Raw genomic sequence first — 25,412 nt, 5'->3', positions numbered from 1 at the left:
GCGTGTTTCGCCTGCTCCCGTGGTCCCGGGAAGGGCTCTTCGTCTTCCTGCGCCTCGTCTTGGCCGTGGGCCTCATGGAGGGGGTAAGAAGCGGCTTCTTCGCCGGGCTTATGCCCTTCTACGCCCCCGAATACCTGCGCCTAGGCCCGGCCACCTTCACCCTGGCCTACACCCTCCACCAACTGGCGGAAAACCTTTCCAAAAGCTTCGGCGGCCTCTTGGCGGAGCGGGCCGGTTTCGGCAAGACCGCCACCTTGGCGGGGGCGGTGGGCCTTTTGGTCCTCCTCCTCACCCCGCAAGCGGGGGCCGCCTGGATCCTCTGGTCCTTGGCCATCCTGTGGGGGCTTTCCCTGTCCACCCTCTACCCGGGGCTCATGACCTTGGCGAGCCGCATCGCCGTTCCCGGGCGGGAGGCCAGGGCCCTTTCCTTCACCCTCACCCTGGTCCTGCCCTGGGCGGGCATCGGCCTCGTGGGGGTGGGCCAGGTGGCCCAGCGCCACCCCGAGGCCGCCCTGACCCTGTTGCTCCTGGCCCAGGGCCTTGCCCTCCTCCTTACCCTGAGCCTTTTCGCCTTCCGCATTCCCTTGCCCCCCCCTAAGCGGGGGGCTTACCCTTGGAGCCGGCTCCTCTTTTTCCTTCCCGCCGCCTTCGGCCAAACCTTCGCCCCCGCCTTGGTCTCCCTCTTCCTCCTCCGCTACGCGAAGGAAAAGCTGGGCCTCGAGCCCATCGCCCTGGGGGGGCTCCTGCTTTTGGGCGGGGCACTCGCCTTTGGCCTTCTTCCCTTTACCGGGCGGCTCGTGGACCGCCGCGGCTACCGCCTGGCCCTGGTGGGAGGGCTCGCCCTGTTGGGCCTGGCCATGCTTCGCCTGGCCACCACCACAAGCCTAACGGAAGCGGCCCTCCTCGCCCTTCTGGTCGGGCTTGGGTATAGCCTTTTCATGCCGGGTTGGAACGGCTTTTTGGCCAGAAACCTCCCCGAGGAAAACCGAGCCGCCATCTGGGGGGGGCTCATGACGGTGGAGGGGCTTGGAGTGGCCTTGGGGCCGGCGGTGGGGGGGGTGTTGTGGGAGGCGTTTGGCCCGCAGGCTCCCTTCCTTACGGGTAGCGCCCTCTTCTTCGCCTTAAGCTTCTTTTACGCCCTCATCCTGGGGAGGGGAAGATGGAACTAGCCCTCGGCCTCGTCCTCCTTTATGGGCTTTCGGACCTCCTTTTCCGCTTTCTGGGCCTAGGGGCTTACGCCCACGGAAGCCGCCGCGAGGCCAAGCTGGCCCTCACCTTTGACGACGGGCCTTCGGAGAGAACGGAAGCCCTCCTCGCCCTCCTCCGGCGCCACGGGGTCAAGGCCACCTTCTTCCTCACGGGGGAGAGGGCAAGGCGCCACCCCGAGTGGGTGGAGGCCATCCGGCGGGAAGGGCACCAGGTGGAGGACCACGGGGCCTTCCACCGGGCCCTGGCCCTCTTCCTCCCCTGGGTGGAGTGGCGGCACATGGCGCAAACCCCCGCCCGGTACTACCGCCCACCCCACGGCCTCCACACCCCCTTCACCCGCCTCTTCGCCCGGGCCTTGGGCAAACGGGTGGCCCTTTGGGACCTGGAAAGCAAGGACTGGCTTCCCCTCCCCCCCGAGGCCCTGGCGGAAAGGCTTCTTTACTACCTGCGCCCGGGCTCCATCGTCCTCCTCCACGACGGCCCCGAGCGCACCCTACGCCTTTTGGAGCTCGCCCTTCCCCACATGCTCGCCCTGGGCTACCGGCCCGTGACCCTGGACGAGCTAAACCCCCTCCCCCTAACTCCTAGGCGCGCCCTCATCCGGGGGCTCCAGGGGTTTGAGGAACGGTACAACCGCCGCCACCGGGTGGAGCGGGCGGGGCTTGGCCCCTTTGACCTCTTCCGCCTGGAGAAAAAGCCTTTCCCCGGACCGAGCCTCCCCGGCCTCCCCACGGGAACCCCCGCCTTTGAACTCCACCTGGAAAGCCAAAGGGCCATGGAGCTATCCCCCCTCGAGGCCATCCGCCACGTCCGGGAAAGCCTAAAAAAGGTGGCCCAGCGGGTGGCCCAGGACCCCGAGGTGCGCCTGGTCTACGGGTACAGCTACCTGGCCCCCGGGGGACGGCTTTTCGGCTTCCAAACCGCCCCCCTCCCCCTTTGGCCCCGCCTGGTGGCGAGCCTGGCCAGCGCCTGGTTTTACTGGCTTTACCGGGGAGAGCTCCCCAAGCGGGATAGCTTTTGGGCGAGCCTCGCCTACCTCACCCGGGAGGAGCTCCTACGGCGATACCCACCGTCCACTCCCGCTTCCCCACCCCCGGCACCCGATGTACCCTGAACCCCACCTGGGCCAAGGCCCGGCGGAAGGCTCCTTGTGCCGAGTAGGTGGCAAGCCGCCCCCCCCTTCTTAGGGCAAGGCGGATTTTCCACAGCACCCCCACGCTCCAAGCCTCGGGGTTGGCCTTGGGGCTAAAGGGGTCCAGGTAGACCGCGGTGGCGTAGCCCGGGGGAAGGGCCACCTCCCGAACATCCCCAATGACCAGGCGGAGCTCCCCCCAAGGGCCCCGGAACACCTCCTCGGGCCAGGCCTTTAGGATCTCCGCATAGACCCGTTCCGCCCGGGGCAAAGGAAGGGGGATTTCCGCCAGGAGCTCCTTGGGCAAGGGCGCCTTCTCCACCGCCAAATAGCGGAGCCTCACCCCCCGCGCAAGGGCGCTTTCCAAGGCCACGCGGAAGTTCACCCCCAGGCCGAAGCCCACCTCGAGGACCCGGGGGGCGGGGTGGAGGTGGGTGAGGGTCTTTTCCAGGTAGAGCCTGCGGGCCTGGAGCAGGGCCCCTTGGCGCGGGTGGTAGGCCTCCCCGTAGCCCGGGTGGTAGAAGGTGGGGGTCCCGTCTTGGGTCAGGAGGCGTTCCATCCTTGGGTAGAATACCCCGCATGGAGCTCACCCTGTGGGACAAGCTTTCCGGAACCCTGGTGAACGCCCTCACCGTGGTCCTGGGCACGGGGCTTGGGCTACTCCTCCGGGGACGGCTTCCCGAGCGCATGGCCCGCATCATGGTCCAGGGGGTGGGGCTCACCACCCTCTTCATCGGGCTATCCATGGCCCAGGCCCTGGGAAGGGCCAAGGGAGGGGCCATAGACGGGGTGGTCCTGGGGCTCATCGCCCTGGTGGCGGGGGGGCTTTTGGGGGAGTGGGCCCGGGTGGAAGACAGCCTGGAAAGCCTGGGGGACAAGATCAAGCAGGCGGTGCGGGGCGGGGGGAGCTTCACCGAGGGCTTCGTGGCGGCGAGCCTTCTTTTCTGCGTGGGGCCCATGACGCTTTTGGGCTCCATCCAAAACGGCCTCACGGGGGACGCGAGCCTCCTCCTCCTCAAGGCCACCTTGGACGGCATGAGCGCCATCGCCCTCACCAGCTCCTTCGGCATCGGGGTGGGGTTTAGCACCCTGGTCATCCTCCTCTACCAGGGGGGGGTAGCCCTCCTGGCGGGCACCCTGAGCCAGGCCCTCCCCGACCCCGCCCAAGACCCCCGGGTACTCCTCACCACCGGGGTGGGGGGGCTCATGGTCCTGGGGGTGGGGATCAACCTCCTGGGGCTTACCAAGGTGCGGGTGGGCTCCTTTTTGCCCGCTCTTCTCCTCGCCCCCCTGGTGTGGTGGCTTGCAGCGCTCCTGACGTAGAATGCCCACCATGGAGCTCTCCCTTGACCTCCTGCGCAAGCTGGAGGCCCTCGCCAAAATCCGGCTTGCCCCCGAGGAGGAGGCCCTTTTGCTACAGGACCTGAAGCGGATCCTGGACTTCGTGGACGCCCTGCCCCGGGTGGAGGGGGTGGAGGAAGAAGCCCCCTTGGGCCGCCTGCGGGAGGACGAGCCTCGGCCTTCCCTCCCCCAGGAGGAGGCCTTGGCCCTGGCCCCGGAAAAGGAAGCGGGCTTCTTCCGCGTGCCCCCCGTTTTGGAGTAGCCATGGTGGACCTAAAGCACCTGCGTAAGGAGCCCGAGGTCTTCCGCAAGGCCATCCGGGAAAAGGGCATCCCCCTGGACCTGGACGCCCTCTTGGCCCTGGACCAGGAGGTGCAGGGCCTGAAGCAGCGCTTGCAAGACCTGCAAACGGAGCGAAACCGCATCGCCAAGGAGGTGCCCAAGGCGCCCCCTGAGGCCAAAGCGGCCCTCATCGCCCGGGGCAAGGTCTTAGGGGAGGAGGCCAAGGAGCTGGAGGAAGCCCTAAAGGAGAAGGAGGCGCGGCTCATGGAGCTCCTCCTCCAAGTCCCCCTCCCCCCCTGGCCCGGGGCTCCCGTGGGTGAGGACGAGAGCGCCAACGTGGAGATCAAACGGGTGGGAAGCCCCCGGGAGTTCCCCTTTCCCCCCTTGGACCACGTGGCCCTCCTGGAGAAGAACGGCTGGTGGGAGCCCCGGATCAGCAAGGTTTCCGGAAGCCGCTCCTACGCCCTAAGGGGGGACCTCGCCCTATACGAGATGGCCCTCCTTCGCTTCGCCATGGACTTCATGGCCAAGAAGGGCTTCGTGCCCATGACGCTTCCCTCCTACGCCCGGGAGATGGCCTTCGTGGGCACGGGCCACTTCCCCGCCGCCCGGGACCAGGTCTGGGCCATCGCCGGCACCGACCTCTACCTCACGGGCACGGCGGAGGTGGTCCTAAACGCCCTGCACAGCGGCGAGATCCTCTCCCAGGCTGAGCTTCCCAAGCGCTACGCCGGCTACGCCCCCGCCTTCCGCTCGGAGGCGGGGAGCTTCGGCAAGGACGTGCGGGGGCTCATGCGGGTCCACCAGTTCCACAAAGTGGAGCAGTACGTGCTTACGGAGGCAAGCCTCGAGGCCTCAGACCAGGCCTTTCAAGAACTTTTGCAAAACGCCGAGGAAATCCTCGCCCTTCTGGAGCTCCCTTACCGCCTTTTGGAGGTGTCCACCGGGGACATGGGCCCGGGGAAGTGGCGGCAGGTGGACCTCGAGGTCTGGCTCCCCTCGGAGGGGCGCTACCGGGAAACCCATTCCTGCTCCGCCCTCCTGGACTGGCAGGCCCGGCGGGCGAACCTCCGCTACCGCGACGGGGGAGGCCGGGTGCAGTACGCCTACACCCTCAACAACACCGCCTTAGCCACCCCCCGCATCCTGGCCATGCTCCTGGAAAACCACCAGTTGGAGGACGGCCGGGTGCGGGTCCCCGAGGCCTTGGTCCCCTACACGGGAAAGGAGGTGCTGGAACCGTGCGGCTAGAGGCGGCGGAGCTAAGGATTCTAGAGCTTCCCCTAAAGTTCCGTTTTGAGACCAGCTTCGGGGTGCAGACCAAGCGCACCATCCTCCTCCTTCGGCTTTTCGGCGAGGGGTTGGAGGGGTTGGGGGAAGGGGTAATGGAGCGGCTACCCCTCTACCGGGAGGAAACCGTGGAGGGAGCCCGCTACCTCCTCACGGAGGTCTTCTTGCCCCAGGTCCTCGGGCGGGACTTTCCCAACCCCGAGGCGCTTTGGCAGGCCCTTTCCCCCTTCCGGGGCAACCCCATGGCCAAGGCGGTGCTGGAGATGGCCTTTTACGACCTCTACGCCAAGGGCCTAAGGAGGCCCCTTTACCAGGTCCTGGGCGGGGTGCGCCAGGCGGTGGAGGTGGGGGTTTCCTTGGGCATCCAGGCTTCGGTGGAGGCCACGCTCCAAGCGGTGGAACGGCACCTGGCCCAGGGCTACCGCCGCATCAAGCTCAAGATCAAGCCCGGCTGGGATTACGAAGTCCTCAAGGCGGTGCGCCAAGCCTTCCCCGAGGCCACCCTCACCGCCGACGCCAACTCCGCCTACCGCCTGGCCGACTTCGCCCGCCTGAAGCGGCTGGATGAGCTCGGGCTGGACTACATTGAGCAGCCTTTGGGCTACGACGACCTCCTGGACCACGCCAAGCTACAACGGGAGCTCGCCACCCCCATCTGCCTGGACGAGAGCCTCACCTCCAAGGAAAAGGCGCGGAAAGCCATTGAGCTGGGGGCGGGGCGGGTCTTCAACATCAAGCCCGCCCGGCTTGGCGGCCACACGGAGAGCTTGAAGGTCCACGCCCTGGCGGAAGCCGCCGGCATCCCCTTGTGGATGGGGGGGATGCTGGAGGCGGGGGTGGGGCGGGCCCACAACCTCCACCTGGCGAGCCTTCCCGGTTTCACCAAGCCGGGGGACGTGAGCTCGGCGAGCCGCTACTGGGAGGAGGACATCGTGGAGGAGGCCCTCGAGGCGGAAGACGGCCTCATGCCTGTGCCCCAGGGGCCGGGGATCGGGGTACGCCTGAAGCTTCCCTTTGTGGAGCGGATCACCCTATGGAAAGGGTACGTGTCCGTGAGCTAAGGGGCCCTAGGGAGATGGAGGAGGTGGTGGTCCTCCAGGAGCTCATCTGGGGGCGGGACGCCCGGGACCTGGTGCCCCGGGGCCTCCTCATCGCCGCTCAGGACGAAGGGGGTCTGGTGGCGGGGGCCTTCGTGGAGGGGAAGCTGGTGGGCTTCGTCTTCGGCTTCCCCACGGAGGACCCCACCCGGCACCACTCCCACATGCTGGGGGTCCTCGAGGCCCACCGGGGCACGGGGGCCGCCCTCCTCCTCAAGCGCTTCCAGCGGGACTGGTGCCTGGCCCGGGGGGTGCGGCGGGTGGTCTGGACCTTTGACCCCTTGAGGGGGGTGAACGCCAACTTCAACCTGCGGAAGCTGGGGGCCACCGCCAAGACCTACCTCCCCGACCACTACGGCCCCATGACGGGTATCAACGCCGGGGCCCCCTCCGACCGGCTCCTGGCCGAGTGGGACCTCCTCTCCCCCCGGGTGTACGAGCGGATCTACGCCCCGCCCCCTGCCCCAAGGGTAGAAGGCCTCCCCCAGGCCAACCGGGTGGAGGGAGAGGTGCCCCTAGAAGCCCAGTTGGACCTGGAGGCCCCCAGGCTCCTCTTCCAGATCCCCGAGGACTGGGGGCGGATCCTGCGGGAAGACCCCGCCCTGGCCCTCCAATGGCGGGAGCATAGCCGCCAGGTCCTGGGCCACTACTTCGCCCGGGGCTACGTGGCGGTGGACTTCCTCCGCCACCCCAACCGCTATGTCCTGGCTAAAGACGGAGCTTTGGACCGCTGAGGTGGTCTATGCCGGCTTCGGCACCCCCATGCTGCGGGGGGCCTTGGCGGTGCAGGGAGGGCACGTGGTGGGGGTGGGAAGCCTGGCGGAGCTTCAGGCCCGTTTCCCCGATGCCCCCGTGGTGGCCAAGGGCAAGGCCCTCCTCCCCCCCCCGGTGAACGCCCACACCCACCTGGACCTAAGCCTTCTCCCCCTTTACCAAGGGCCCTTTTCCGGCTTCCTCCCCCACGTGATGGCCCACCGGGAAAGGCGGGGGCTTTTGGGAGCGCGGCGGGGCTTAGAGGAACTCGTGGCGAGCGGGGCCGGGGCCTTCGCTGACATCGTCTTCAGGGAGGAGGTGATGGACTTCCTCCTTGCGGAAAGCCCCCTTCCCGGGGTGGCCTTCTACGAGGTCTTCGCCCCAGACCCTTGGGAGGCGGAAGCCGTCTTCGCCCGGGTGCGGGCCAAGGTGGAGGCCTGGCGCAGGCGGGAGGGAAGGGTAAGGGTGGGGCTTTCGCCCCATGCGCCCTACTCCGTGAGCCCTCCCCTCCTGAAGCGGCTCGCCCAGTACGCCAGGGAAGAGGGCCTTCCCCTCATGGTGCACGCGGCGGAAAGCCTCGAGGAGGTGGCCTTTTTGCGGGAGGGGACGGGCCCCTTGGCCGAGGTGCACCGCCGCTTCAGCCGTACACCCTTCACCCCGCCGGGCCGCACCCCGGTGCGCCACCTACACACCCTTGGGGTCTTGGGTCCCACCACCCTTCTGGTGCACGGGGTGCACGTGGATGAGGAGGAGGTAAAGCTCCTGGCGGAGACGGGAACCAAGGTGGTGCTCTGCCCCCGCTCCAACCACAACCTCCAGGTGGGGGAAGCCCCCTTGGCCCTTTACGCCCGCCATGGGGTGGAGTTCGCCCTAGGCACCGACTCCCGGGTCAGTAGCCCCGACCTGGACGTGCGCCGGGAGGCCCTCTTCCTCTGGGACAAGGTGGACCCCCGCCTCCTGGTGCGGGCCCTCACCCGGGGAGGGTACAGGGCCTTGGGCCTCCCCACGCCCCGGATTACCCGGGGCGCCCCCGCTTCTTTGGTACACTCCCTCTGATGCGCCCCCTGGGCCGCGGCCCCCACCTTTCCTTTCCTCCCCTATGGGACGAGGAGGTGCGCCACACCGGGCCCCTCATCCTCTATAGCGCCTTCACCGGGGCCTTGGCGGGGCTTTGGGTGGCCCTTCTGAACCTCCTCCTCCGGGCCTTAAGCGAGGCGGTGGGAAGCTTTTTCGGCTACCTCGCTCCCGAGCCCCCGGGGGAAGGGGGGCTCCTGCAGGCCTTCACCGGGCCCGCCCTCTGGCCCCTCGCTTTCCTCCTTCCGCCCCTGTTCGCCCTCACCAGCTACCTGGGCACTGGGCAGGGGCTCGCCGCCCTCCTGCGCCGAGCACGGGAGGGAAGCCCAGCCCCCAGGCTTGCCCACCCCCGGGCAGTCCTCGGGGGGGCCCTGCAGATCGCCCTCTACTCCCCCCTGGGCCGGGAAGGCCCCTTCGGCGTGCTCGGGCTTTGGCTTGGGCTCCTATTGGACAGACGCTTTCCCCGCTTGGGTGGGGGGCTCGCCTTCGCCGGGCTCGCCGCCGGGCTCGGCGCCGCCCTCCACGCCCCGGTGGCGGGGGCGCTTCTGGCCACGGAGATCCTCTACCGCTCCCTCCTCCTCGAGGCCCGCGCCCTCACCCCGGCCCTCATCGGGGCGCTTTCCGGCTTCGCCGTCTACGGGGCCTTCTTCGGCTACGAGCCCCTCCTTCCCTTCGCCGTGCGCCTGGACCTGGCAAGCCTCCCAGCCGGCCTCCTCCTGGGCCTCTTGTCCGCCGCCTTGGCCACCGTGTGGACGGAAGGGGGGAGGGCCCTTTCCGCCTGGCTCAAACCCCTTCCCTTTCCCCTTCGCCACGCCCTTTTGGGCCTGGCCTTAGCCCTTTGCCTCCTCTTCCTCCCCGAGGCCCTAGGGAGCGGCCTCGGCTGGGTGGCGGTGGCCGCCACGCCCCTCCTGGCCCCCACGGCGCTTTTCTACCTCCTCCTGGCCAAGCTCCTCCTCCTGGTCCTCGCCCTGGGGGTGCGGGCCTACGGGGGGCCCTTCACCCCGGCCCTGGTGCTGGGGGGGCTTTTGGGGACCTTCCTCTCCCGCATGGCCGGGCCCTTCAACCTGCCGGCGGAGGCCTTGGCCCTGGCGGGCGGGGTGGCGGTCCTGGCGGGGGTGGCCCGGGCCCCCTTCGCCGGCTTGGCCCTGGCGGCGGAGTGGGGCGGTTACGCAAGCCTCCCCCTGGCCCTGCCCGCGGTGCTTTTGGCCTACGCCCTCACCCCCGCGCCCGACCCGGAGGAAGGCCTTAAGGAAGCCCCGGCCACGCCGGAGGCGTATCCGTCTGAAACGCCTCCGCAAAGCGAACCCCCGCCTCGAGGCCCTGAAGCCGCCGCCGAGCCCGAAACTCCTCCAGGGTAAAGGGCCAGCGGTAAAACTCCCGGTAGAACTGGAACACCGCCTCCGCCACCTCCTGGGTGGGGGTGGTGTCCACGTAGACCCAGGGGCGGGCGAGCTCCCGCCGAGGGTAGTGGTAGAGCCTCACAGGCTTCCGGTGGGCCTCCCCCACCAGCTTGGGAATGCGGCAGAGCTTCAGGGCGGAAAGCACCGCCTGGTGGGTGGCCCGGTGGTCGGGGTGCACGTCCCAGGGGTCCCAGGTGATTACGGCATCGGGGCGGAAGGCCGCCATCAAGCGGGCCAAGGCCAAGGCCTCCTCCCTGCCCCCGGTGAGGAGGGTATCCCCAAAGGGCAAAAAGCGGTATTCGGCGCCGATGAGCCCCGCCACATGGGCCCCGTGCCCCTCCCGCACCCGGGCCACCTCCTCGGGGGAAGCGTCACCGAACTGGCTCGCCAGCTCCCCCCTCGTCATCCAAACCAGCATCACCCGGTCGCCCCTCCGGGCGTGGAGGGCCAAGGTCCCCGCCGCTCCGATCTCGTCATCGGGGTGGGCAAACACGGCGAGAAGGTTCATGGGCTAGAGTCTACCCGCCTTGCCCCAGGAGGGGAAACCCCTTAGCATGGGGCCTAATATGGTACGGGGCATACGGGGCGCCATCACCGTGGAAGAGGACACGCCCGAGGCCATCCACCAGGCCACCCGGGAACTCCTCCTGAAGATGTTGGAGGCCAACGGCATCCAGCGCCACGAGGAACTCGCCGCCATCATCTTCACCGTGACGGAGGACCTCACCTCCGCCTTCCCCGCGGAGGCGGCCCGGCAGATCGGCATGCACCGGGTGCCCCTCCTCTCCGCCCGGGAGGTGCCGGTGCCGGGAAGCCTGCCCCGGGTCATCCGGGTCCTGGCCCTTTGGAACACCGACACCCCCCAGGACCGGGTGCGCCACGTCTACCTAGGGGAAGCGGTGAAGCTCCGCCCCGACTTGGAAAGCGCCCAGTAGGCTAAAAGCCCAGCACCTCCGCCCACGGCGTGGGTTCCTTGGGGCTCACATAGCCCGTGTCCATCTGCGCCAGCTGGAGCCGGCCCGAGTACTCCTCGTTCACCGCGTGCCAGTAGGTGTACTCCTCGAGGACCCAGATGCCCGACTCCCGGGCCCCGTTGCCGCTCGCCTTCACCCCCCCGAAGGGCAGGTGGGCCTCGGCCCCCACGGTGGCGTTGTTGATGCTGGTCATCCCGGCGCGGACGCCCACCTTGAAGAGGTAGGCCCAATGGCGGTGGTTGGTGTAGATGGCGCTGGACAGGCCATAGGGCGTGGCGTTGGCCACGGCGATGGCCTCCTCAATCCCGTCCACCTTCACCAGGTTGATGGTGGGGCCGAAGATCTCCTCCTGGAACTGGCGCATGCCGGGCCTCGCCTCCCACACCGTGGGCCAACCGAAAAGCCCCGCCTCCGCGTCACCCAGGAAGCGGGGGTAGGGATTTTCCCGGGTGATGCGCCCCCGCCCGAAAAGGAGCGTGGCCCCGTCCTCCTTGCCCCAAGCGTAGTGCTCTTGCCAGCGCTGGAAAAGCCGTTCGTTGATGAAGGGCCCGTAGGTCACCTCGGGGTTTAGGAGGGGGTTTCCCACCACCGTGGCCTCGGTGCGCTCCAGGAAGCGTTTCTTGAACTCCTCGTAGATGGGGGCGTCCACCAGGATGTTCCCGGCGCTGGTGCACCGCTGCCCTCCCGTGGCGAAGGCGCTCCACCAGGCCCCCTCCACCGCCAGGTCCAAATCGGCGTCCCGCATGACCACCAGGGGGTTCTTGCCCCCAAGCTCCAGGGTGGGCCGGATGAGGTTCCTCCCCGCCACCTCCCCAATCCAGCGGCCCACCTTGGTGCTCCCCGTGAAGGCGAACTTCTGGAAAAGCCCCTCGTCCATGAGCTCCACCAGCCACTGGCCCGTGGAGTCCTTGCCCCCACCGAAGACCACGTTGATGACCCCGGGCGGCAGGCCCGCCTCCTCAAAGAGCCTGACGAAGAGGTAGGAGAGGGTGGGGGAGTCGTCCGAGGGCTTCCAGACCACCGCGTTCCCTGCCAGCACGGCTGGGATGAGCTTCCAGCTGGGCACGGCGATGGGGAAGTTGCCCGCGGTAATCATGCCCACCACCCCCAAGGGCCTGCGGAAGGTGAAAAGCTCCTTGTCCCGCATCTCGCTGGGCACGGTTTGGCCGTAAAGCCTTCGCCCCTCGGAGGCGAAGAACAGAGCGGTGTCTATGGCCTCCTGCACGTCCCCGCCCGCTTCCTTGAAGGTCTTGCCCACCTCCCGCACCATGAGGCGGGTGAGGGTGGGCTTCTCCCGCTCCAGGATCTTGGCCAGGTTGAAGAGCACCTGCCCCCGCACCGGGGCCGGGGTGCGACTCCAAGCCTCAAAGGCCTCCCGCGCCTTTAGGGCCGCCTTGCGCAGGGTGTCCTTGGTGCCTTCGGGGAAACGGGCCACCAGGTCTTCCCGGTCCGAGGGGTTGTGGCGCAAAAGGGCCTCCCCTTCCCATACCTCCTCGCCCCCAATCAGGTGGCCGAACTCCAGGGTGTTCCCGTACTTGGCGGAAAACGCCTTCATGCTGACCTCCAAGGGGATTTTAGCGGAAACTCCCTATACTGGGGCCATGCCGCCCCATCGGGACCCTTTGGTTTACCTGCCTCCCTTCCTCTGGGCGCTCAACGTGGTGGCCTCCCGCACGGCCATGCGGGAGGTGGACCCGGCCTGGGGCTCCTTCCTGCGCTTCGCCCTCGCCCTCCCCTTCTTCCTCCTGGCCCTTCGCCGCCTACCCCACCTCGCCCCCCTAGGAGAGACCCTCTTCCTCGCCCTAAGCGGGGTGGCGGTGTTCAACCTTGTCTTTTTCACGGGCGTGCGCCTCGCCCCAGCCTCGGATGCGGCGGTGGTGGCCGCCCTTTATCCCCTTTCCACCGCCTTCGCCTATAGCCTTTACTTCCGCAAGCCCCTTTCCGCCAGGCTCCTTGGGGGGCTTCTCCTCTCGGGCGGCGGGGTGGTCCTCTTGGCCCTGGCCCACGCCGCGGGCGGGGAAGGAACCAACCGGCTCCTGGGGGACCTCTTCCTCGTCCTGGCAGCCCTCCTTTGGGGCGCCTATAGCGTGGGGGTCACCCTGGCGGTGCGCAGGCGGGAGCCCCTCGAGGCCACGGCGGCCAGCATGCTCTTAGGAAGCCTCCTCCTCCTTCCCCTGGCCCTCCCCCACCCCTTCCCGGAAGCGGGCCCTAAGGGGTGGGCGGCCCTCTTCTACACCGCCTTTGGCGGCGCCTTCCTGGCTTTTACCCTTTGGGGCAAGGTGCTAAAGCGCCATCCCGCAAGCCACGTGGCTCCCTTCATGAACCTGACCCCCGCCTTAGCCCTCTTGTTGAGCATCCTCCTCCTCGGCGAGGCCCCCCAGGGGGCGGATCTCCCGGGGCTTCTCCTCATCGCCCTAGGGGTCTACGTCACCCAGCGGGGCTAGCCAAACTTGGCCTTGAGGGCCCGGAGGGTGGCCGGGGGCACCAGCTTGGAAACATCCCCCCCGTAGCGGGCGATTTCCTTGACCATGGTGCTGGACACGAAGGAGTAGCGGGTGGCCGCCAGGATGAAAAGGGTTTCCAGGCCCGGAAGGAGCTGGCGGTTCAGGTGGGCCATTTGGAGCTCGTACTCGTAGTCGGAAACCGCCCGGAGGCCCTTCACGATGGCCTGGGCCCCCACCCGCTTCACGAAGTCCACCAAAAGCCCGGTGAAGGTGTGGGCCTCCACGTTTTGTAGGTGGGCGGTGGCCTCCCGGATGATGCTTAAGCGCTCTTCCGCAGAAAAGAGGTACTGGCCCCGCTTGTTGGGGTTTTCCAACACGGCCACGGTCACCTTGTCAAAGAGGCGGCTTGCCCGTTGGATCACGTCCAAGTGGCCGTTGGTGAGGGGGTCAAAGCTTCCAGGGTAGACCACGTGCATCTAAACCTCCACCAGGGTCAGGGCGTTTTCCCCGTAAACGCGCCGTTCCCCCAAAGGAAGCACCAGCTCCTTGGGGTGCTGCAGGATGCAAAGCCCGCCCTTTTCCACCAGGCCGCTTTGCAAAAGGGCCTGGAAGGCCGCCACCAGGTCCATGGGGTAAGGCGGGGCCATAAAGGCCACGGCGTAGCGCTCCCCTTTGGCCTTCGCCTCGGCCAGGAAGACCTCCACCGGTAGCGGCACGATGCGCACGGGAAGCCCCGCCCGCCGGGCGTTTTCGCGGAGAAGGCGGATGGCCTCGAGGTCTTTTTCCACCAAGGTGGCCTGCCAACCCTCGCTGGCCGCCTCGAGGCCCACCGCCCCGCTCCCCGCATAAAGGTCCAAGAAGCGCCCCTTGGCGGGGTAGCGGAGGCGCAGGTAGTCAAAAAGCGCCTTCCTGAGGCGCACGGGAGAAGGCCGGGCCGAGGCGGGCACCTTCAAGGGCACCCCCTTGGCCTTGCCGCCCAAAATCCTCACCACGCCCCTTAGCTTAAAGCTCCAGGACCAGGCGGGAAAGCCTCTCCACCCCACCTGCCAGCTCCTCCAGGGTGATGAGGAGGTCCAGGTGGGCTAAGGTGGTGGCCCGGCTCTCCGGCCTTCCCCCCTCGAGGCGGGAAAGGTGGGCCCGGCGCAGGCGGTCCAGGAAGGCTTCCAAAGCGGGGGCCTGCCGCAGCACCTCTTCCGCCAAGGCCTTCTCCCCCGTGCCCAAGGCGGCCGCCAGGAGTTCAAGCCGCCTCAAGACCGCCCGCATGGCCTCCAGGAGGTCCTCCCGCCCCTCGGGGCTAAAGGTGAGCCCCTGGGCCCAAAGCCTCTCCGCTTGCCGGACAATCCGCCGCACCAGGTCCCCCAGGTGCTCCAGCTCCGAGGCCATGACGAAAAAGCGCACCGCCCGCTCGTCATGGGTGCGGGTGGAAAGCTCCGCCGTGTAGAGCACCACCTCCCGGGTGAGGCGGTCCACCTTCTCCTCCAAAGGGGTAAGCTCCGCCTCGCCTCCCTCCTCCTGGGCCAGAACCCGCACCGCCTGGGCCAGCATGCCCCGCACCGCATCCGCCACCCGGGCAAGCTCCCGCTGCACCAAGGCGAAGGCTAGGCTGGGAGTTTCCAGGGCCTCTTGGGAAAGGTACTTGGGGGCCACGCCCCGCTTGGGAAAAAGCGTCTCCGCCCAAGTTTCGTAGCGCCCCCTCAGGGGCAGAAACCCCAAGGCGAAGCTCAGGTGGGCCAGGGCGTGGAACGCCACCACCCCCAAAGGGCCAAGCCACGGGATAAGCAAGAAAAGGGGCAAAGAGAAGAGGAGCCGGTGCGCGAGGAGGGCCGCCCCCAGGGGCAAGGCTTCCCGCCGGCCCCCCAGGTAGGCCCAGAAGAGGGCCCCGGAAACCCCCACCCCCGCCCCCAAGGCCAGGGCCATGGCCCCCTCCCGGCCCAAAACCGGGGTGAGGGCCAAGGCCAAGGCCGCCACCCCGTTGGCGGTGGCGAGCAAAAAGGCCAGGACAAGGCCCAAGAGATAAAAACCCAAGGGGCTTGGGTCCAGGAAGGTGAGGAGGGGCTTAAGGCTTTCCGCTCCCTCCCCCATCCGGACAAAGCCCAAAAAAAGAAGCCCAAGCCCCATGAAGAAGAAGCCCACTGGGCGCAGCCTAGGCCAAAGAAGAAAGGGAAGGCCCAACACCAAAAGGGCCTCCGCCGCCCCCCCTTGCGCCAGGGCCACCACCCCCACCCAAAAGGCCGCCCCCGCCGTGGCGGCTAGGGAAAGGAGGGCGGCCTGCCCTAGCCCCAGCACCCCGCCTTCCAAAAGCCCCAGGGCCAAGAGGGAAAACCCCGTGCCGCTTCCCGAAAGGAGCCCTAGAAGAAACCCCGCCCCCAAAACCCCCAATGGATGCCCCAGGGCCCGGGCCAGGAGGTGCCGCCTGGCCTTCACGGCGGCGAGCCCCTCCCCCACCAGGTGGAGGCCCAAGAGCAAAAGGGCAAGCCCCGCCCAAAACCCCACGCCCGGAGTATACGGAAAAGCCGGCCCAAGGGCCGGCCTCCGTGGTCGGGGAGACTGGATTTGAACCAGCGACCCCCTCGTCCCGAACGAGGTGCGCTACCGGGCTGCGCTACTCCCCGTAGCGGAAGCCAGTATAGGCCATAGGGGGAAAAAGGTCAAAGGGGTTGACGAGGGGCCTCCTTTTCCCTACACTGGCTCCTAACCGCGCCGGGGCGCGGCGAAAACCAGCCCGTTCTCTTATCCAGAGCGGTGGAGGGTACGGCCCAGTGAAACCGCGGCAACCTCCCGCCCCTTCCGTTCCATGGCCGGATGCGGGCGGGGCTGGTGCCAAGGCCGGCCCGGGCGGGGGAAACGCCCGGGGACGATAAGAGAGGGGGGTAAGCGCCACGCCCAACCCCTTCTTGGCGAGAGAACGGTCTTGCCGGGAAGGGGCTTTTTACGGCCCCTTCCAAGCGCCCCAGGCCGGGTCTTGGAAAGGAGGCCGAGGATGCGCTTTGAAACCCTGCAGCTTCACGCCGGCTACGAGCCGGAACCCACCACCTTAAGCCGCCAGGTTCCCATCTACCCCACCACGAGCTACGTCTTCCAAAGCCCCGAGCACGCCGCCGACCTCTTCGCCCTCCGGGCCTTCGGCAACATCTATTCCCGCATCATGAACCCCACGGTGGACGTGCTGGAAAAGCGCCTGGCCGCCTTGGAGGGGGGGAAGGCGGCTTTGGCCACCAGCAGCGGCCACGCCGCCCAGTTCCTGGCCCTCACCACCTTGGCCCAGGCGGGGGACAACATCGTTTCCACCCCCAACCTCTACGGGGGCACCTTCAACCAGTTCAAGGTGACCTTGAAGCGCTTAGGGATTGAGGTGCGCTTCACCTCCCGGGAGGAAAGGCCTGAAGAGTTTTTGGCCCTCACCGACGAAAGGACCCGGGCCTGGTGGGTGGAGTCCATCGGGAACCCGGCCCTGAATGTCCCCGACCTCGAGGCCCTGGCCCAAGCCGCCCGGGAAGCGGGGGTGGCCCTCATCGTGGACAACACCTTCGGCATGGGGGGCTACCTCCTGAGGCCCTTGGAATGGGGGGCCGCCTTGGTGACCCACTCCCTCACCAAGTGGGTGGGGGGGCACGGGGCGGTGATCGCCGGGGGCCTGGTGGACGGGGGTAACTTCCCTTGGGAAAACGGGCGCTACCCCCTCCTCACCGAGCCCCAGCCGGGCTACCACGGGCTGAAGCTCACCGAGGCCTTTGGGGAGCTGGCCTTCATCGTCAAGGCCCGGGTGGACGGCCTGCGGGACCAAGGGCAGGCCCTCGGCCCCTTTGAGGCCTGGGTGGTCCTCCTGGGGATGGAAACCCTCTCCTTGAGGGCCGAACGCCACGTGGAAAACACCCTTCACCTGGCCGACTGGCTCCGGGAGCACCCCAAGGTGGCCTGGGTGAACTACCCCGGGCTCGCGGACCACCCCCACTATCCCAGGGCCCAGAAGTACTTCCGGGGCAAACCGGGAGCGGTCCTCACCTTCGGCCACAAGGAGGGCTACGAGGGGGCTAAGCGCTTCATCTCCCGCCTCAAGCTCATCTCCCACCTGGCCAACGTGGGGGACACCCGCACCCTGGCCATCCACCCCGCCTCCACCACCCACTCCCAGCTTTCCCCCGAGGAGCAGGCCCTGGCGGGGGTTTCCCCGGAGATGGTGCGGCTCAGCGTGGGCCTGGAGCACGTGGAGGACCTGAAGGCCGAGCTCAAGGAGGCGTTGGCATGAGCGAGATCACCCTCGAGGCCTGGGGCGACCACGAGGCCCTTCTCCTCAAACCCCCCCGCTCCCCCCTTTCCATCCCCCCGCCCAAGCCCCGCACCGCCGTCCTCTTCCCTCGGCGGGAGGGTTTTTACACGGAACTGGGGGGCTTCCTCCCCGAGGTTCGCCTGCGCTTTGAAACCTACGGCGGGCTCTCCCGCAAGCGGGACAACGCCGTCCTCGTCTTCCACGCCCTCACGGGAAGCGCCCACCTGGCGGGCACCTACGACGAGGCCACCTTCCAAAGCCTTTCCCCCTTGGAGCAAGCCTTCGGCCGCGAGGGATGGTGGGACAGCCTGGTGGGCCCAGGGCGCATCCTGGACCCCGCCCTTTACTACGTGGTCTCCGCCAACCACCTGGGAAGCTGCTACGGCTCCACCGGGCCCCTCTCCCTAGACCCCCGCACGGGCAAGCCCTACGGCCGGGACTTCCCGCCCCTCACCATCCGCGACCTGGCCCGGGCCCAGGCGAGGCTTTTGGACCACCTGGGGGTAGAAAAGGCCGTGGTGATCGGGGGAAGCCTGGGGGGAATGGTGGCCCTGGAGTTCGCCCTCATGTACCCCGAGCGGGTCAAAAAGCTCGTGGTCCTGGCCGCCCCCGCCCGGCACGGGCCCTGGGCCCGGGCCTTCAACCACCTCGCCCGCCAGGCCATCCTGCAGGACCCCGGGTACCAGAAGGGCAACCCCGCCCCCAGGGGCATGGCCCTGGCCCGGGGCATCGCCATGATGAGCTACCGGGCCCCCGAGGGGTTTGAGGCCCGCTGGGGCGCCGAGCCCGAGCTTGGGGAAACCTACCTGGACTACCAGGGGGAGAAGTTCCTAAAGCGCTTCCACGCGGAAAGCTACCTGGTCCTCTCCCGGGCCATGGACACCCACGACGTGGGCCGGGGCCGGGGCGGGGTGGAGGAGGCCCTGAAGCGGCTCCGGAGTATCTCCTCCCTCTTCGTAGGGATTGACACCGACCTCCTCTACCCCGCCTGGGAGGTGCGCCAAGCCGCCCGCCTGAGCGGGGGCCGCTACCGGGAGATCAAAAGCCCGCACGGCCACGACGCCTTCCTGATTGAGACGGACCAGGTGGAGGAGATCCTCGAGGGCTTCCTGCCCTAGCGAATGGTTTCCACCCGAACGCCCTCCACTTGAAGCCAGGCCCTATCGGCGGTAAGGGCAAGGAGGCCGTGGACCTTGGCCGTGGCGAGACAAGCCCGGTCCCCCAAGGACAGGCCCAGGCCACGGGTCTGGGGATCCAGCTCCGCGGCCACCATGGCCTCCTCTTGGGTAAAGGGAAGGACCTCCAAGCCTAGCGCCAGCACCTTGGGGAGGAGGCGTCCCGGGTCTTTTCCCCTTCCCTTCAACTTGCCCAAGACCTCGGCCAAATTCACCGCGCTGATCCCTACCCCATCCCAGATGGCCTCCCGCACCCGCGCAAAGCCCGGCTCCCGGTGAAGGTAGGCCAAAAGCGCCGAGGCATCCAAGAGGGTTCTAACCATCCTTCAAGGCCTCGAGGCGGCGCTCCCGAATGAGTTCCGCCGCCAGGTCCCCCGCCACGTCTTCCAGCTCCGTCCAGATTTCAGCCTCTAGCCTTTCCCAAGGCACAAGCACCAAGCGCCCTCCCTCCACCCAGGCCACCATGCGGGTCCCCGGAACGACACCCAGGGCTTTTCGCAAGGCCTTGGGAAGGACGAGCCTTCCTTGGTGGTCCAACTTGAGTATGGCTGGTTCGTTTTCTTTAACCATATTCCCCCATTATATGGGGGAATGCCGTCACTTCCCCACGCAAAAGTTCTGGAACACCCGGGCCACCACCACCTCGGTCACTTCCCCCCGGCCGCGGAGGGCGCTTAGGGCCTCCAGGGCCTCCTGCAGGGCGAGGCCCACAAGGTCCTGGGGGAGGCTTAGGGCCTCGAGGAGCCTCTCCCGCGCCCGGTGGAGCGCCTCCACCTGCCGCTCCGTGAGCAAAAGCTCCCCCCCTCCTTCCCCCAGGAGCGCCCGGTGAATGGCCTCCTTTAGCCCCTCCATCCCCTCCCCTGTGCGGCTGGACACGGGAAGGAAGCCGGGGTCCTCCCAGGCGGGGGGCAGGTCCGCCTTGGTGGCCACCTTGAGGGTGCGCTCCCAAGGGAGGGGGGGTGGGGCGGGCCTCGGGAGGGAGCGGTCCACCACGTAGAGGACGAGGTCCGCCTCCTCGGCGATGCGCAAGGCCCGCTCCACCCCGGCCCGCTCCAAGGGGTCCTCCGTGTCCCGCACCCCGGCGGTGTCCACCGCCACGAGGGGAATGCCGAAGAGCTCCAGGGGGGCCTCGAGGTAGTCCCGCGTGGTGCCGGGAATGGGGGAAACAAGGGCCCTTTCGTAGCCCAAAAGGGCGTTTAGGAGGCTACTCTTGCCGGCGTTGGGGGCGCCGATCAGGGCCAGGCGCGCCCCCCTTTGCGCCAGCCGGGAAGCCCGGGCCTGGGCCAAAAGGCCCTCCACCTCCGCCAGAACCTCCCGGATGGTCCTTTCCGCCTCCAGGGGCTCCACCCCCTCCTCGGGGTAGTCCAAAAGGGCCTGGATGTGGGCGAGGAGGTCCAAAAGCCTCTGCTCCAGGGCCTCAATCTTGCGGGAAAGAGCCCCTTCCAAGGCCCTAAGGGCCTGCCTGCGGGCGAGGTCCCCCTCCGCCTCCACCAAGGCCAAGACCGCCTCCGCCTGGGCCAGGTCCAGCTTGCCGTTGAGGTAGGCCCTTAGGGTGAACTCCCCCGGACCCGCGGGCCTGGCCCCGGCGGCGTAAAGGGCCTCCAGGATCCGCCTCAGCACCGCGGGGGAGCCGTGGGTGTGGAACTCGCAGGCGTCCTCCCCGGTGTAGGACCTGGGGGCGCGGAAGACGAGGAGAAGGGCCTGGTCCAAAACCTCCCCCGTGGCGGGGTCCACCACCTCCCCCAGGGTGAACCGCCCCCCCTTAAGCCGCCTCGGGTCCTTGCCCCGCCACACCCGGGCCGCCACCTCCAAGGCCCCCTCCCCGGAAAGGCGCACCACCCCGATGGCCCCCTTCCCCGGGGGAGTGGCCACGGCGCAGATGGGGTCCTTGAGGCGCGTCATAGGGCCTGGCGCACCGCCTCCAAGGTCCTGTCCACCTCCTTTTCCGTGTGGGCCACGGAGAGGAAGGCCGCCTCAAAGTTGGAGGGGGGCCAGTAGATTCCCCGGTCCAAGAGCCCGTGGAAGAAGCGCTTGAAAAGCCCCGTGTCCGTGCGCCTGGCCTCCTGGAAGGTGCGCACCGGGCCCTCGGTGAAGAAGACGGTGAGCATGGAGCCCATGCGGTTCACCGCGTGGGGGATGCCCTTCTCCCCCAGCGCCTCCCTAAGCCCCGCCTCCAGCCTGGCCCCCAGGGCCTCGAGGTAGGCGTAGTAGGCCGGGTTTTTCTCCAGGATTTCCAAGGTGGCGAGCCCCGCCGCCATGGCCAAGGGGTTTCCCGAAAGCGTCCCCGCCTGGTAGACGGGCCCCAAGGGGGCCACCTTCTCCATGATCTCCCGCCTCCCGGCGTAGGCGGCGGCGGGAAGCCCCCCGCCCAGGATCTTCCCCAAGGTCACGAGGTCGGGCTTGAGGCCAAACCGCTCCGTGGCCCCGCCGAAGGCCAGGCGGAAGCCCGTCATCACCTCGTCGGCGATGAGGAGGACGCCGTAGTCCTTGGCCTCGTGCAGGGCCTGTAAAAACTCCTCCGTGGGGACGAGGACCCCAGCGTTCCCCACCACCGGCTCAAAGATGATGGCGGCGATCTCCTCGCCCCGGGCGCGGAGAAGCGCCCGGAGCCCCTCGGGGTCGTTGTACTCCAGGACCAGGGTGAGCCGGGCGTACTCCTCGGGCACGCCGGCGCTGGAGGGAACGCCGAAGGTGAGGGCCCCCGAGCCGGCCTCCACCAGGAGGCCGTCCGCGTGGCCGTGGTAGTTGCCGCGGAACTTCACCACGTACTTCCGGCCCGTGTACCCCCGGGCGAGGCGGATGGCGGACATGGTGGCCTCGGTCCCGGTGCTCACGAAGCGCACCAGGTCCACCCCCGGGTAGGCCCGCTTCACCGCTTGGGCCAAGCCCACCTCCAAGGGGTGGGGCGCCCCGAAGGTGAGCCCCTTTTCCGCCACCTCCTTCACCCGCGCCACCACCTCGGGGTGGGCGTGGCCGAGGATGAGGGGTCCCCAGCTCATCACGTAGTCCACGTACCGGTTCCCGTCCGCGTCAAAGGCGTAGGCCCCTTCTCCCCGCACGAGGAACACAGGGGTCCCCCCCACGGCCCGGAAGGCCCGCACGGGGCTGGAGACACCGCCTGGGATGTGCTCGCTTGCCTCGGCGAAAAGGCGAGCGGAGGTGGAGCGCTCCATGCCTCCCACTCTAGCGGCTTGGGGCAGGAAGGGGGTAGCCCTGCCCCCAAAGAGGCACCGCCTCAGTGGGTGAGCACCCTCCGCAAGGCCGCCAAGACCCGTTTGGCGTTCGGGCGGTAGTGGTGCTCTATGGCGCTGAAGGGCGGGTAGGGCGCGTCGTACCCCGCCACCCGCACCACAGGAGCCTGGAGGTAGTCTATGGCCCCCTCGGCGATGCGGGCGGCGATCTCCGCCCCGAAGCCCCCGGTGCGCATGGCCTCGTAGACCACGATGGCCCGGCCCGTTTCCTTCACGGCGGAAAGGAGGGTGTCCTCGTCCAGGGGCACCAGGGTCTCCAGGTCCACCACCATCACCTCCACCCCCTCCTTGGCCGCCACCTCCGCCGCCTCCAGCATCACCTCCACCATGCCCCCGTAGCCGATGAGGGTGGCGGCCTTCCCTTCCCGCAGGATGCGGGCCTTGCCCAGGGGAAGGGTGTAGTAGCCCTCGGGGACCTCCGCCCTTGCACCCCGGTAGAGCTTGATGGCCTCGAGGAAAAACACGGGGTCCGGGTCCTCAATGGCCGCGAGGAGAAGCCCCTTCGCCCGTTCCGGGCTGGAGGGGATGACCACCTTCACCCCCGGGGTGTGGCAGAGGATGGCCTCCGGGGAGTCGGCGTGCTGCTCGGGGGTGTGAACCCCACCGCCATAGGGGGCCCGCACCACCAGGGGAAGCCCCACCCGGCCCCGGCTCCGGTGCCGCCAGCGGCCCAGGTGGGAGAGGATCTGGTCCAAGGCGGGGTAGAGGAAGCCGGCGAACTGGATCTCCGCCACCGGGCGCATCCCGCCCATGGCGAGACCGATGGCCAGGCCCAGGATGCCGCTTTCCGCCAAGGGGGTGTCAAAGACCCGGTTCTCCCCGTACTTCTCCTGTAGCCCCTCCGTGACCCGGAACACCCCCCCAAGCCGCCCCACGTCTTCCCCAAAGACCAGGACCCGCTCGTCCCGGGCCAGGGCCAGGTCCAAGGCCTCGTGGATGGCCTGGACCAGGTTGAGGACGCGCGTCTTCTCCTTCACCATACCTCCTCCACGTGAAGGCCTTGGCGCAAGGCCTCCCAAGCCCGCCTCTGGTCCGGCCCCATATCGGCATAGACGTGCTCCACGATCTCCTCGGGCCGGGGTTCGGGGGCGCTGTCCGCCCGGGCGAGCTCCCGCTCAAACTCCTCTTCCAGCTCCTGAAGAAGCGCCCTTTCCCTTTCCTCGCCCCAAAGCCCCTTTTCCTCCAGGGCCTTCCGCAGGCGAAGCACGGGGTCTTTTCGCCGCCAGGCCTCCTCCTCCTCCTTGGAGCGGTAGCGGGAGGGGTCATCGGAGGTGGTGTGGGGGGCGAGGCGGTAAGTGAGGGCCTCGAGGAGGGTGGGGCCTTCCCCCTTCCGCGCCCTCTCCACCGCCTTCTTGGCCTCGAGGTAGACGGCGAAGGCGTCGTTCCCGTCCACCACCACCCCCTCCATCCCGTAGCCCTCCGCCCTTTGGGCGATGTACTCCACCCGCATCTGCCGGCTCTTGGGAACGCTGATGGCGTAGCCGTTGTTCTGCACCAAAAAGAGGACCGGGGCCTGGAACACGGCGGCGAAGTTGAGCCCCTCGTGGAAGTCCCCCTCGCTCGTCCCCCCATCCCCGATGCTCGTGGCCACCACCCAGTTCTCCCCCCGGTGGCGCCCCGCCAAGGCCAGGCCCACCGCCTGGGGGATCTGGGTGGCGATGGGGATGTAGGGGTTCACCGCCCGCACCCCCTCGGGAAAGCGCCAGCCCGCGGGGTGCGCCCGCCAATAGAGGAGGAGGGTGTGGATGGGAAGCCCCCGGGCGAGGAGCAGGGCGCTTTCCCGGTAGCTGGGCACCACCCAGTCCCCCTCCCCCAGGGCCAAGGCCACCCCCACCTGGGCCGCTTCCTGCCCCATGAAGGGGGCGTACACCCCAAGCCGCCCCTGCCGTTGCAGGGTCATGGCCTTCTCGTCAAAAAACCGGGCCCGCCGCATGGCCCGGTAGAGGGCGAGGGCCTCCTCCGCCCCCAGGGGGAACTCTCCCCGATCTAGGTACCGCACCACCTTAGGCTTCACGGGGGGAGTTTACCACACGCCCAAGCCGCTCCAGGGCTAAGGTTAGCTCCTCCTCGCTCTTGCAAAAGGCGAAGCGGAAGAGGTAAGGGGGTGGGTCCTCCCGGTAGAAGGCGGAGGCGGGGATTAAGGCCACCCGCGCCTCCCGCACGAGCCAGAAAGCGTCAAAGCCCGGAAGCTCCGCCATGAGGAAGTAGGTGCCTTCAGGGGGATAGACCCTTAGCCCCAAAGACCTTAGGCCCGCCAAGAGGAGGTCCCGCCGCTTCCGGTAGCTTTCCCGCAGGGCCTCGTAGTACCCCTCCTTTCGCGCCACCCGCAAGGCCTCCGCCACCCCCGCCTGCAAGGGGGTGGGGGCGGAAAAGCTCGTCCACTGGCGCATCCCCGCCAGGGTGGGCATGAACTCCGCCGGCCCCACGATCCAACCCACCCGGTAGCCCGTGGCCTCGAGGCGCTTCCCCGCACTCCCCACGGTGAAGGTGCGCTCGGGGGCAAACTCCCCGAGGCGCCTTGGCCTTTCGCCGAAGTAGAGCTCGTCGTAAACCTCGTCGGAGACCAAAAAGAGCTGGTATTTGCGGGCCAAGGCGGCGATGGCCTTCAGCGCCTCCTCCCCGAAGACCAGGCCCGTGGGGTTCATGGGGGTGTTGAGGAGAATGGCCCGGGTCCTTTGGGTGACGGCCCTTTCCAAGGCGGCGAGGTCTAAGCGGAAGCCCTCCGGGGTTAGGTCCAGGCGCACGAGCCGCGCCCCCGCCCCCGCTAGAAAGGCGTCGGGCAGGTAGACGTCAAAAAAGGGCTCCAGGACCACCACCTCCTCCCCCGGGCCAGCGAGGCTCTGCAGGAGGACGTAAAGGGCCTCCGTGGCCCCCGAGGTCACCACCACGCCCTCCGGGGAAACGCCAAACTCCTCCGCCAAGGCCTCCCGCAGGAGGGGAAGCCCCGCCGGGGGGGCGTACTGGTCGTACCGGCCCAAAGCCTTGCGCACCGCCTCCAGCAGGAAAGGGGGCGGGGGGTTAGAGGGAAAGCCCTGCCCCAGGTTCACCGCGCCAAGCTCCCTTGCCAGGGCGCTCATCTTGGGGAAGATGCTCTCCTTGGCCACCTCGGTGCGGGGGTGGAGGCGCATGGAGATAGGGTAGCGCAAAGTTATGCGCTGGGGAAAGGGCTGGCCTCCCCGAAGAGGTGAAGGAAGAGGGCCTCCAAGCTCGGCGTCCCCCTGGAGACCTCGAGGACCTCCACGGGGAGCGTACCCAAAGCCTCCCGCAGCGCCTCCCACGGCCCCAGGAAGAAGAGGACCTCGGGGCCTTCCGCGCTCCAGCCAGGGCCTAAGGCTTTGAGAAGGACCTCCGCCTTGGGCCCGGCGAGGCGCACCCGGTACCCCTCCCCGGCCCAGTCTAGGAGGAGGGCCCGGGTGGGGCCTTGCCGCCGCACCTCTCCCCGGTGGAGGAAGGCCACCCGGTCGCTCACCCGCTCCACCACCTCCAGGTCGTGGGAGGTGAGGAGGATCCCCCACCCCTCTTTCTTGAGCTCCAAGAGGATGCCCTCAAACTCCCTCCGGCTCACGGGGTCCAGGCCCAGGGTGGGTTCGTCCAGGAGGAGGAAGCGGGGCTTGAGGGCGAGGGCCAGGGCCAGGGCTGCCTTCTGCTGCATGCCCCGGGAGAGGGAAGCGAGGGGGGCGTGGAGGCGGTCCTTTAGGCCGAAGCGCTCCAGCCAGGCCTCAA

Annotated in this window: 27 protein-coding genes, 1 tRNA gene and 1 riboswitch; of the genes, 13 read left to right on the top strand and 15 right to left on the bottom strand. The window is 68.4% G+C overall.

Annotated features, from left to right (window positions below; translation table 11 throughout):
• The first annotated feature begins 2 nt into the window (after positions 1–2).
• Both L0D17_RS03280 and L0D17_RS03275 read left to right on the top strand, forming a co-directional pair.
• A complete protein-coding gene (locus L0D17_RS03280) occupies positions 3–1,169 on the top strand; it encodes an MFS transporter (RefSeq protein WP_243093859.1) in 1,167 nt (388 codons plus the stop codon).
• On the top strand, positions 1,160–2,323 hold the full coding sequence (locus L0D17_RS03275; RefSeq protein WP_243093858.1) for a polysaccharide deacetylase family protein: 1,164 nt from the start codon (positions 1,160–1,162) through the stop codon (positions 2,321–2,323). The genes L0D17_RS03280 and L0D17_RS03275 overlap by 10 nt, the downstream gene beginning before the upstream one ends.
• Here L0D17_RS03275 and mnmC2 read toward each other — a convergent pair.
• Positions 2,247–2,900 carry a tRNA (5-methylaminomethyl-2-thiouridine)(34)-methyltransferase MnmC2 gene (mnmC2, locus tag L0D17_RS03270; RefSeq protein WP_243093857.1) on the bottom strand — a complete coding sequence of 218 codons (654 nt, stop codon included), beginning with the start codon at positions 2,898–2,900 and terminating at the stop codon, positions 2,247–2,249. The two genes, L0D17_RS03275 and mnmC2, sit on opposite strands and share 77 nt — an antisense overlap.
• A 20-nt stretch (positions 2,901–2,920) precedes the next feature.
• Here mnmC2 and L0D17_RS03265 point away from each other — a divergent pair, with 20 nt between their 5' ends.
• The 7 genes from L0D17_RS03265 to L0D17_RS03235 are packed head-to-tail and all read left to right on the top strand — an operon-like array spanning position 2,921 to position 9,536.
• Complete coding sequence (locus tag L0D17_RS03265; RefSeq protein WP_243093856.1) at positions 2,921–3,664, top strand: DUF554 domain-containing protein; 744 nt, start codon at positions 2,921–2,923, stop codon at positions 3,662–3,664.
• A gap of 10 nt (positions 3,665–3,674) precedes the next feature.
• On the top strand, positions 3,675–3,944 hold the full coding sequence (gene gatC, locus L0D17_RS03260; RefSeq protein WP_243093855.1) for an Asp-tRNA(Asn)/Glu-tRNA(Gln) amidotransferase subunit GatC: 270 nt from the start codon (positions 3,675–3,677) through the stop codon (positions 3,942–3,944).
• Positions 3,945–3,946: 2 nt separating this feature from the next.
• Positions 3,947–5,215: a serine--tRNA ligase gene (serS, locus tag L0D17_RS03255; RefSeq protein WP_243093854.1), complete on the top strand. Its 1,269-nt coding sequence runs from the start codon at positions 3,947–3,949 to the stop codon at positions 5,213–5,215.
• Positions 5,206–6,315: an o-succinylbenzoate synthase gene (gene menC / locus L0D17_RS03250; protein WP_243093853.1), complete on the top strand. Its 1,110-nt coding sequence runs from the start codon at positions 5,206–5,208 to the stop codon at positions 6,313–6,315. Before serS ends, menC begins: the two co-directional genes overlap by 10 nt.
• On the top strand, positions 6,288–7,085 hold the full coding sequence (locus L0D17_RS03245) for a GNAT family N-acetyltransferase (protein WP_243093852.1): 798 nt from the start codon (positions 6,288–6,290) through the stop codon (positions 7,083–7,085). Before menC ends, L0D17_RS03245 begins: the two co-directional genes overlap by 28 nt.
• Positions 7,051–8,160: an amidohydrolase family protein gene (locus tag L0D17_RS03240; protein WP_243093851.1), complete on the top strand. Its 1,110-nt coding sequence runs from the start codon at positions 7,051–7,053 to the stop codon at positions 8,158–8,160. Before L0D17_RS03245 ends, L0D17_RS03240 begins: the two co-directional genes overlap by 35 nt.
• Positions 8,160–9,536: a chloride channel protein gene (locus L0D17_RS03235; protein WP_243093850.1), complete on the top strand. Its 1,377-nt coding sequence runs from the start codon at positions 8,160–8,162 to the stop codon at positions 9,534–9,536. The genes L0D17_RS03240 and L0D17_RS03235 overlap by 1 nt, the downstream gene beginning before the upstream one ends.
• On the opposite strand, the gene L0D17_RS03230 is transcribed toward L0D17_RS03235, so the two are convergent.
• Entirely contained in the window at positions 9,424–10,086 is a 663-nt protein-coding gene (locus tag L0D17_RS03230) for a PIG-L deacetylase family protein (protein WP_243093849.1), read from the bottom strand. The genes L0D17_RS03235 and L0D17_RS03230 overlap by 113 nt on opposite strands.
• 58 nt (positions 10,087–10,144) lie before the next feature.
• Between L0D17_RS03230 and aroH the strand changes: the two genes are divergently transcribed.
• Positions 10,145–10,513: a chorismate mutase gene (gene aroH / locus L0D17_RS03225; RefSeq protein WP_243093848.1), complete on the top strand. Its 369-nt coding sequence runs from the start codon at positions 10,145–10,147 to the stop codon at positions 10,511–10,513.
• A 1-nt stretch (position 10,514) separates the two neighbouring features.
• Here the strand turns inward: aroH and L0D17_RS03220 are convergent, their stop codons facing one another.
• Entirely contained in the window at positions 10,515–12,107 is a 1,593-nt protein-coding gene (locus L0D17_RS03220) for an aldehyde dehydrogenase family protein (RefSeq protein WP_243093847.1), read from the bottom strand.
• 46 nt (positions 12,108–12,153) lie between these two features.
• Between L0D17_RS03220 and L0D17_RS03215 the strand changes: the two genes are divergently transcribed.
• Positions 12,154–12,996 carry a DMT family transporter gene (locus L0D17_RS03215; protein WP_243093846.1) on the top strand — a complete coding sequence of 281 codons (843 nt, stop codon included), beginning with the start codon at positions 12,154–12,156 and terminating at the stop codon, positions 12,994–12,996.
• Here L0D17_RS03215 and coaD read toward each other — a convergent pair.
• The 4 genes from coaD to L0D17_RS03195 form a co-directional block, all read right to left on the bottom strand.
• Entirely contained in the window at positions 12,993–13,472 is a 480-nt protein-coding gene (gene coaD, locus L0D17_RS03210; RefSeq protein ID WP_039459941.1) for a pantetheine-phosphate adenylyltransferase, read from the bottom strand. The genes L0D17_RS03215 and coaD overlap by 4 nt on opposite strands.
• On the bottom strand, positions 13,473–13,988 hold the full coding sequence (locus L0D17_RS03205; protein WP_039459939.1) for an RsmD family RNA methyltransferase: 516 nt from the start codon (positions 13,986–13,988) through the stop codon (positions 13,473–13,475).
• 10 nt (positions 13,989–13,998) lie between these two features.
• Complete coding sequence (locus L0D17_RS03200) at positions 13,999–15,489, bottom strand: PhoU domain-containing protein (protein ID WP_341474674.1); 1,491 nt, start codon at positions 15,487–15,489, stop codon at positions 13,999–14,001.
• Positions 15,490–15,531: 42 nt separating this feature from the next.
• A tRNA-Pro gene (locus L0D17_RS03195) sits at positions 15,532–15,608 on the bottom strand.
• A gap of 115 nt (positions 15,609–15,723) precedes the next feature.
• A riboswitch (SAM riboswitch) is annotated at positions 15,724–15,860 on the top strand.
• Positions 15,861–15,976: 116 nt separating this feature from the next.
• Here L0D17_RS03195 and L0D17_RS03190 point away from each other — a divergent pair.
• Positions 15,977–17,242, top strand: a complete 1,266-nt coding sequence (locus L0D17_RS03190) for an O-acetylhomoserine aminocarboxypropyltransferase/cysteine synthase family protein (protein WP_243093845.1) — start codon at positions 15,977–15,979, stop codon at positions 17,240–17,242.
• Complete coding sequence (gene metX / locus L0D17_RS03185; RefSeq protein WP_243093844.1) at positions 17,239–18,381, top strand: homoserine O-acetyltransferase MetX; 1,143 nt, start codon at positions 17,239–17,241, stop codon at positions 18,379–18,381. The genes L0D17_RS03190 and metX overlap by 4 nt, the downstream gene beginning before the upstream one ends.
• On the opposite strand, the gene L0D17_RS03180 is transcribed toward metX, so the two are convergent.
• The 8 genes from L0D17_RS03180 to L0D17_RS03145 form a co-directional block, all read right to left on the bottom strand.
• Positions 18,378–18,761, bottom strand: coding sequence for a type II toxin-antitoxin system VapC family toxin (locus L0D17_RS03180; protein WP_243093843.1), 384 nt, complete (start codon positions 18,759–18,761; stop codon positions 18,378–18,380). The genes metX and L0D17_RS03180 overlap by 4 nt on opposite strands.
• Positions 18,754–19,008, bottom strand: a complete 255-nt coding sequence (locus L0D17_RS03175) for an AbrB/MazE/SpoVT family DNA-binding domain-containing protein (RefSeq protein WP_243093842.1) — start codon at positions 19,006–19,008, stop codon at positions 18,754–18,756. The genes L0D17_RS03180 and L0D17_RS03175 overlap by 8 nt, the downstream gene beginning before the upstream one ends.
• A 27-nt stretch (positions 19,009–19,035) precedes the next feature.
• Positions 19,036–20,340 (bottom strand): tRNA uridine-5-carboxymethylaminomethyl(34) synthesis GTPase MnmE, encoded by a 1,305-nt coding sequence (gene mnmE / locus L0D17_RS03170; protein WP_243093841.1) that lies wholly within the window; start codon positions 20,338–20,340, stop codon positions 19,036–19,038.
• Positions 20,337–21,611, bottom strand: a complete 1,275-nt coding sequence (gene hemL / locus L0D17_RS03165; RefSeq protein ID WP_243093840.1) for a glutamate-1-semialdehyde 2,1-aminomutase — start codon at positions 21,609–21,611, stop codon at positions 20,337–20,339. The genes mnmE and hemL overlap by 4 nt, the downstream gene beginning before the upstream one ends.
• 62 nt (positions 21,612–21,673) lie before the next feature.
• On the bottom strand, positions 21,674–22,669 hold the full coding sequence (locus L0D17_RS03160) for an alpha-ketoacid dehydrogenase subunit beta (protein WP_243093839.1): 996 nt from the start codon (positions 22,667–22,669) through the stop codon (positions 21,674–21,676).
• Positions 22,663–23,703 (bottom strand): pyruvate dehydrogenase (acetyl-transferring) E1 component subunit alpha, encoded by a 1,041-nt coding sequence (gene pdhA, locus L0D17_RS03155; RefSeq protein ID WP_039459219.1) that lies wholly within the window; start codon positions 23,701–23,703, stop codon positions 22,663–22,665. Before pdhA ends, L0D17_RS03160 begins: the two co-directional genes overlap by 7 nt.
• Positions 23,693–24,817 (bottom strand): pyridoxal phosphate-dependent aminotransferase, encoded by a 1,125-nt coding sequence (locus L0D17_RS03150; RefSeq protein ID WP_039459365.1) that lies wholly within the window; start codon positions 24,815–24,817, stop codon positions 23,693–23,695. Before L0D17_RS03150 ends, pdhA begins: the two co-directional genes overlap by 11 nt.
• Before the next feature lie 20 nt (positions 24,818–24,837).
• Positions 24,838–25,412, bottom strand: a 575-nt coding sequence (locus tag L0D17_RS03145) for an AAA family ATPase (RefSeq protein ID WP_243093838.1), incomplete at its 5' end; no start/stop codon positions are given.

The sequence above is a fragment of the Thermus thalpophilus genome (genome assembly GCF_022760915.1).
Classification (GTDB): domain Bacteria; phylum Deinococcota; class Deinococci; order Deinococcales; family Thermaceae; genus Thermus; species Thermus thalpophilus.
This window is presented reverse-complemented; position numbering and strand designations above follow the sequence as displayed.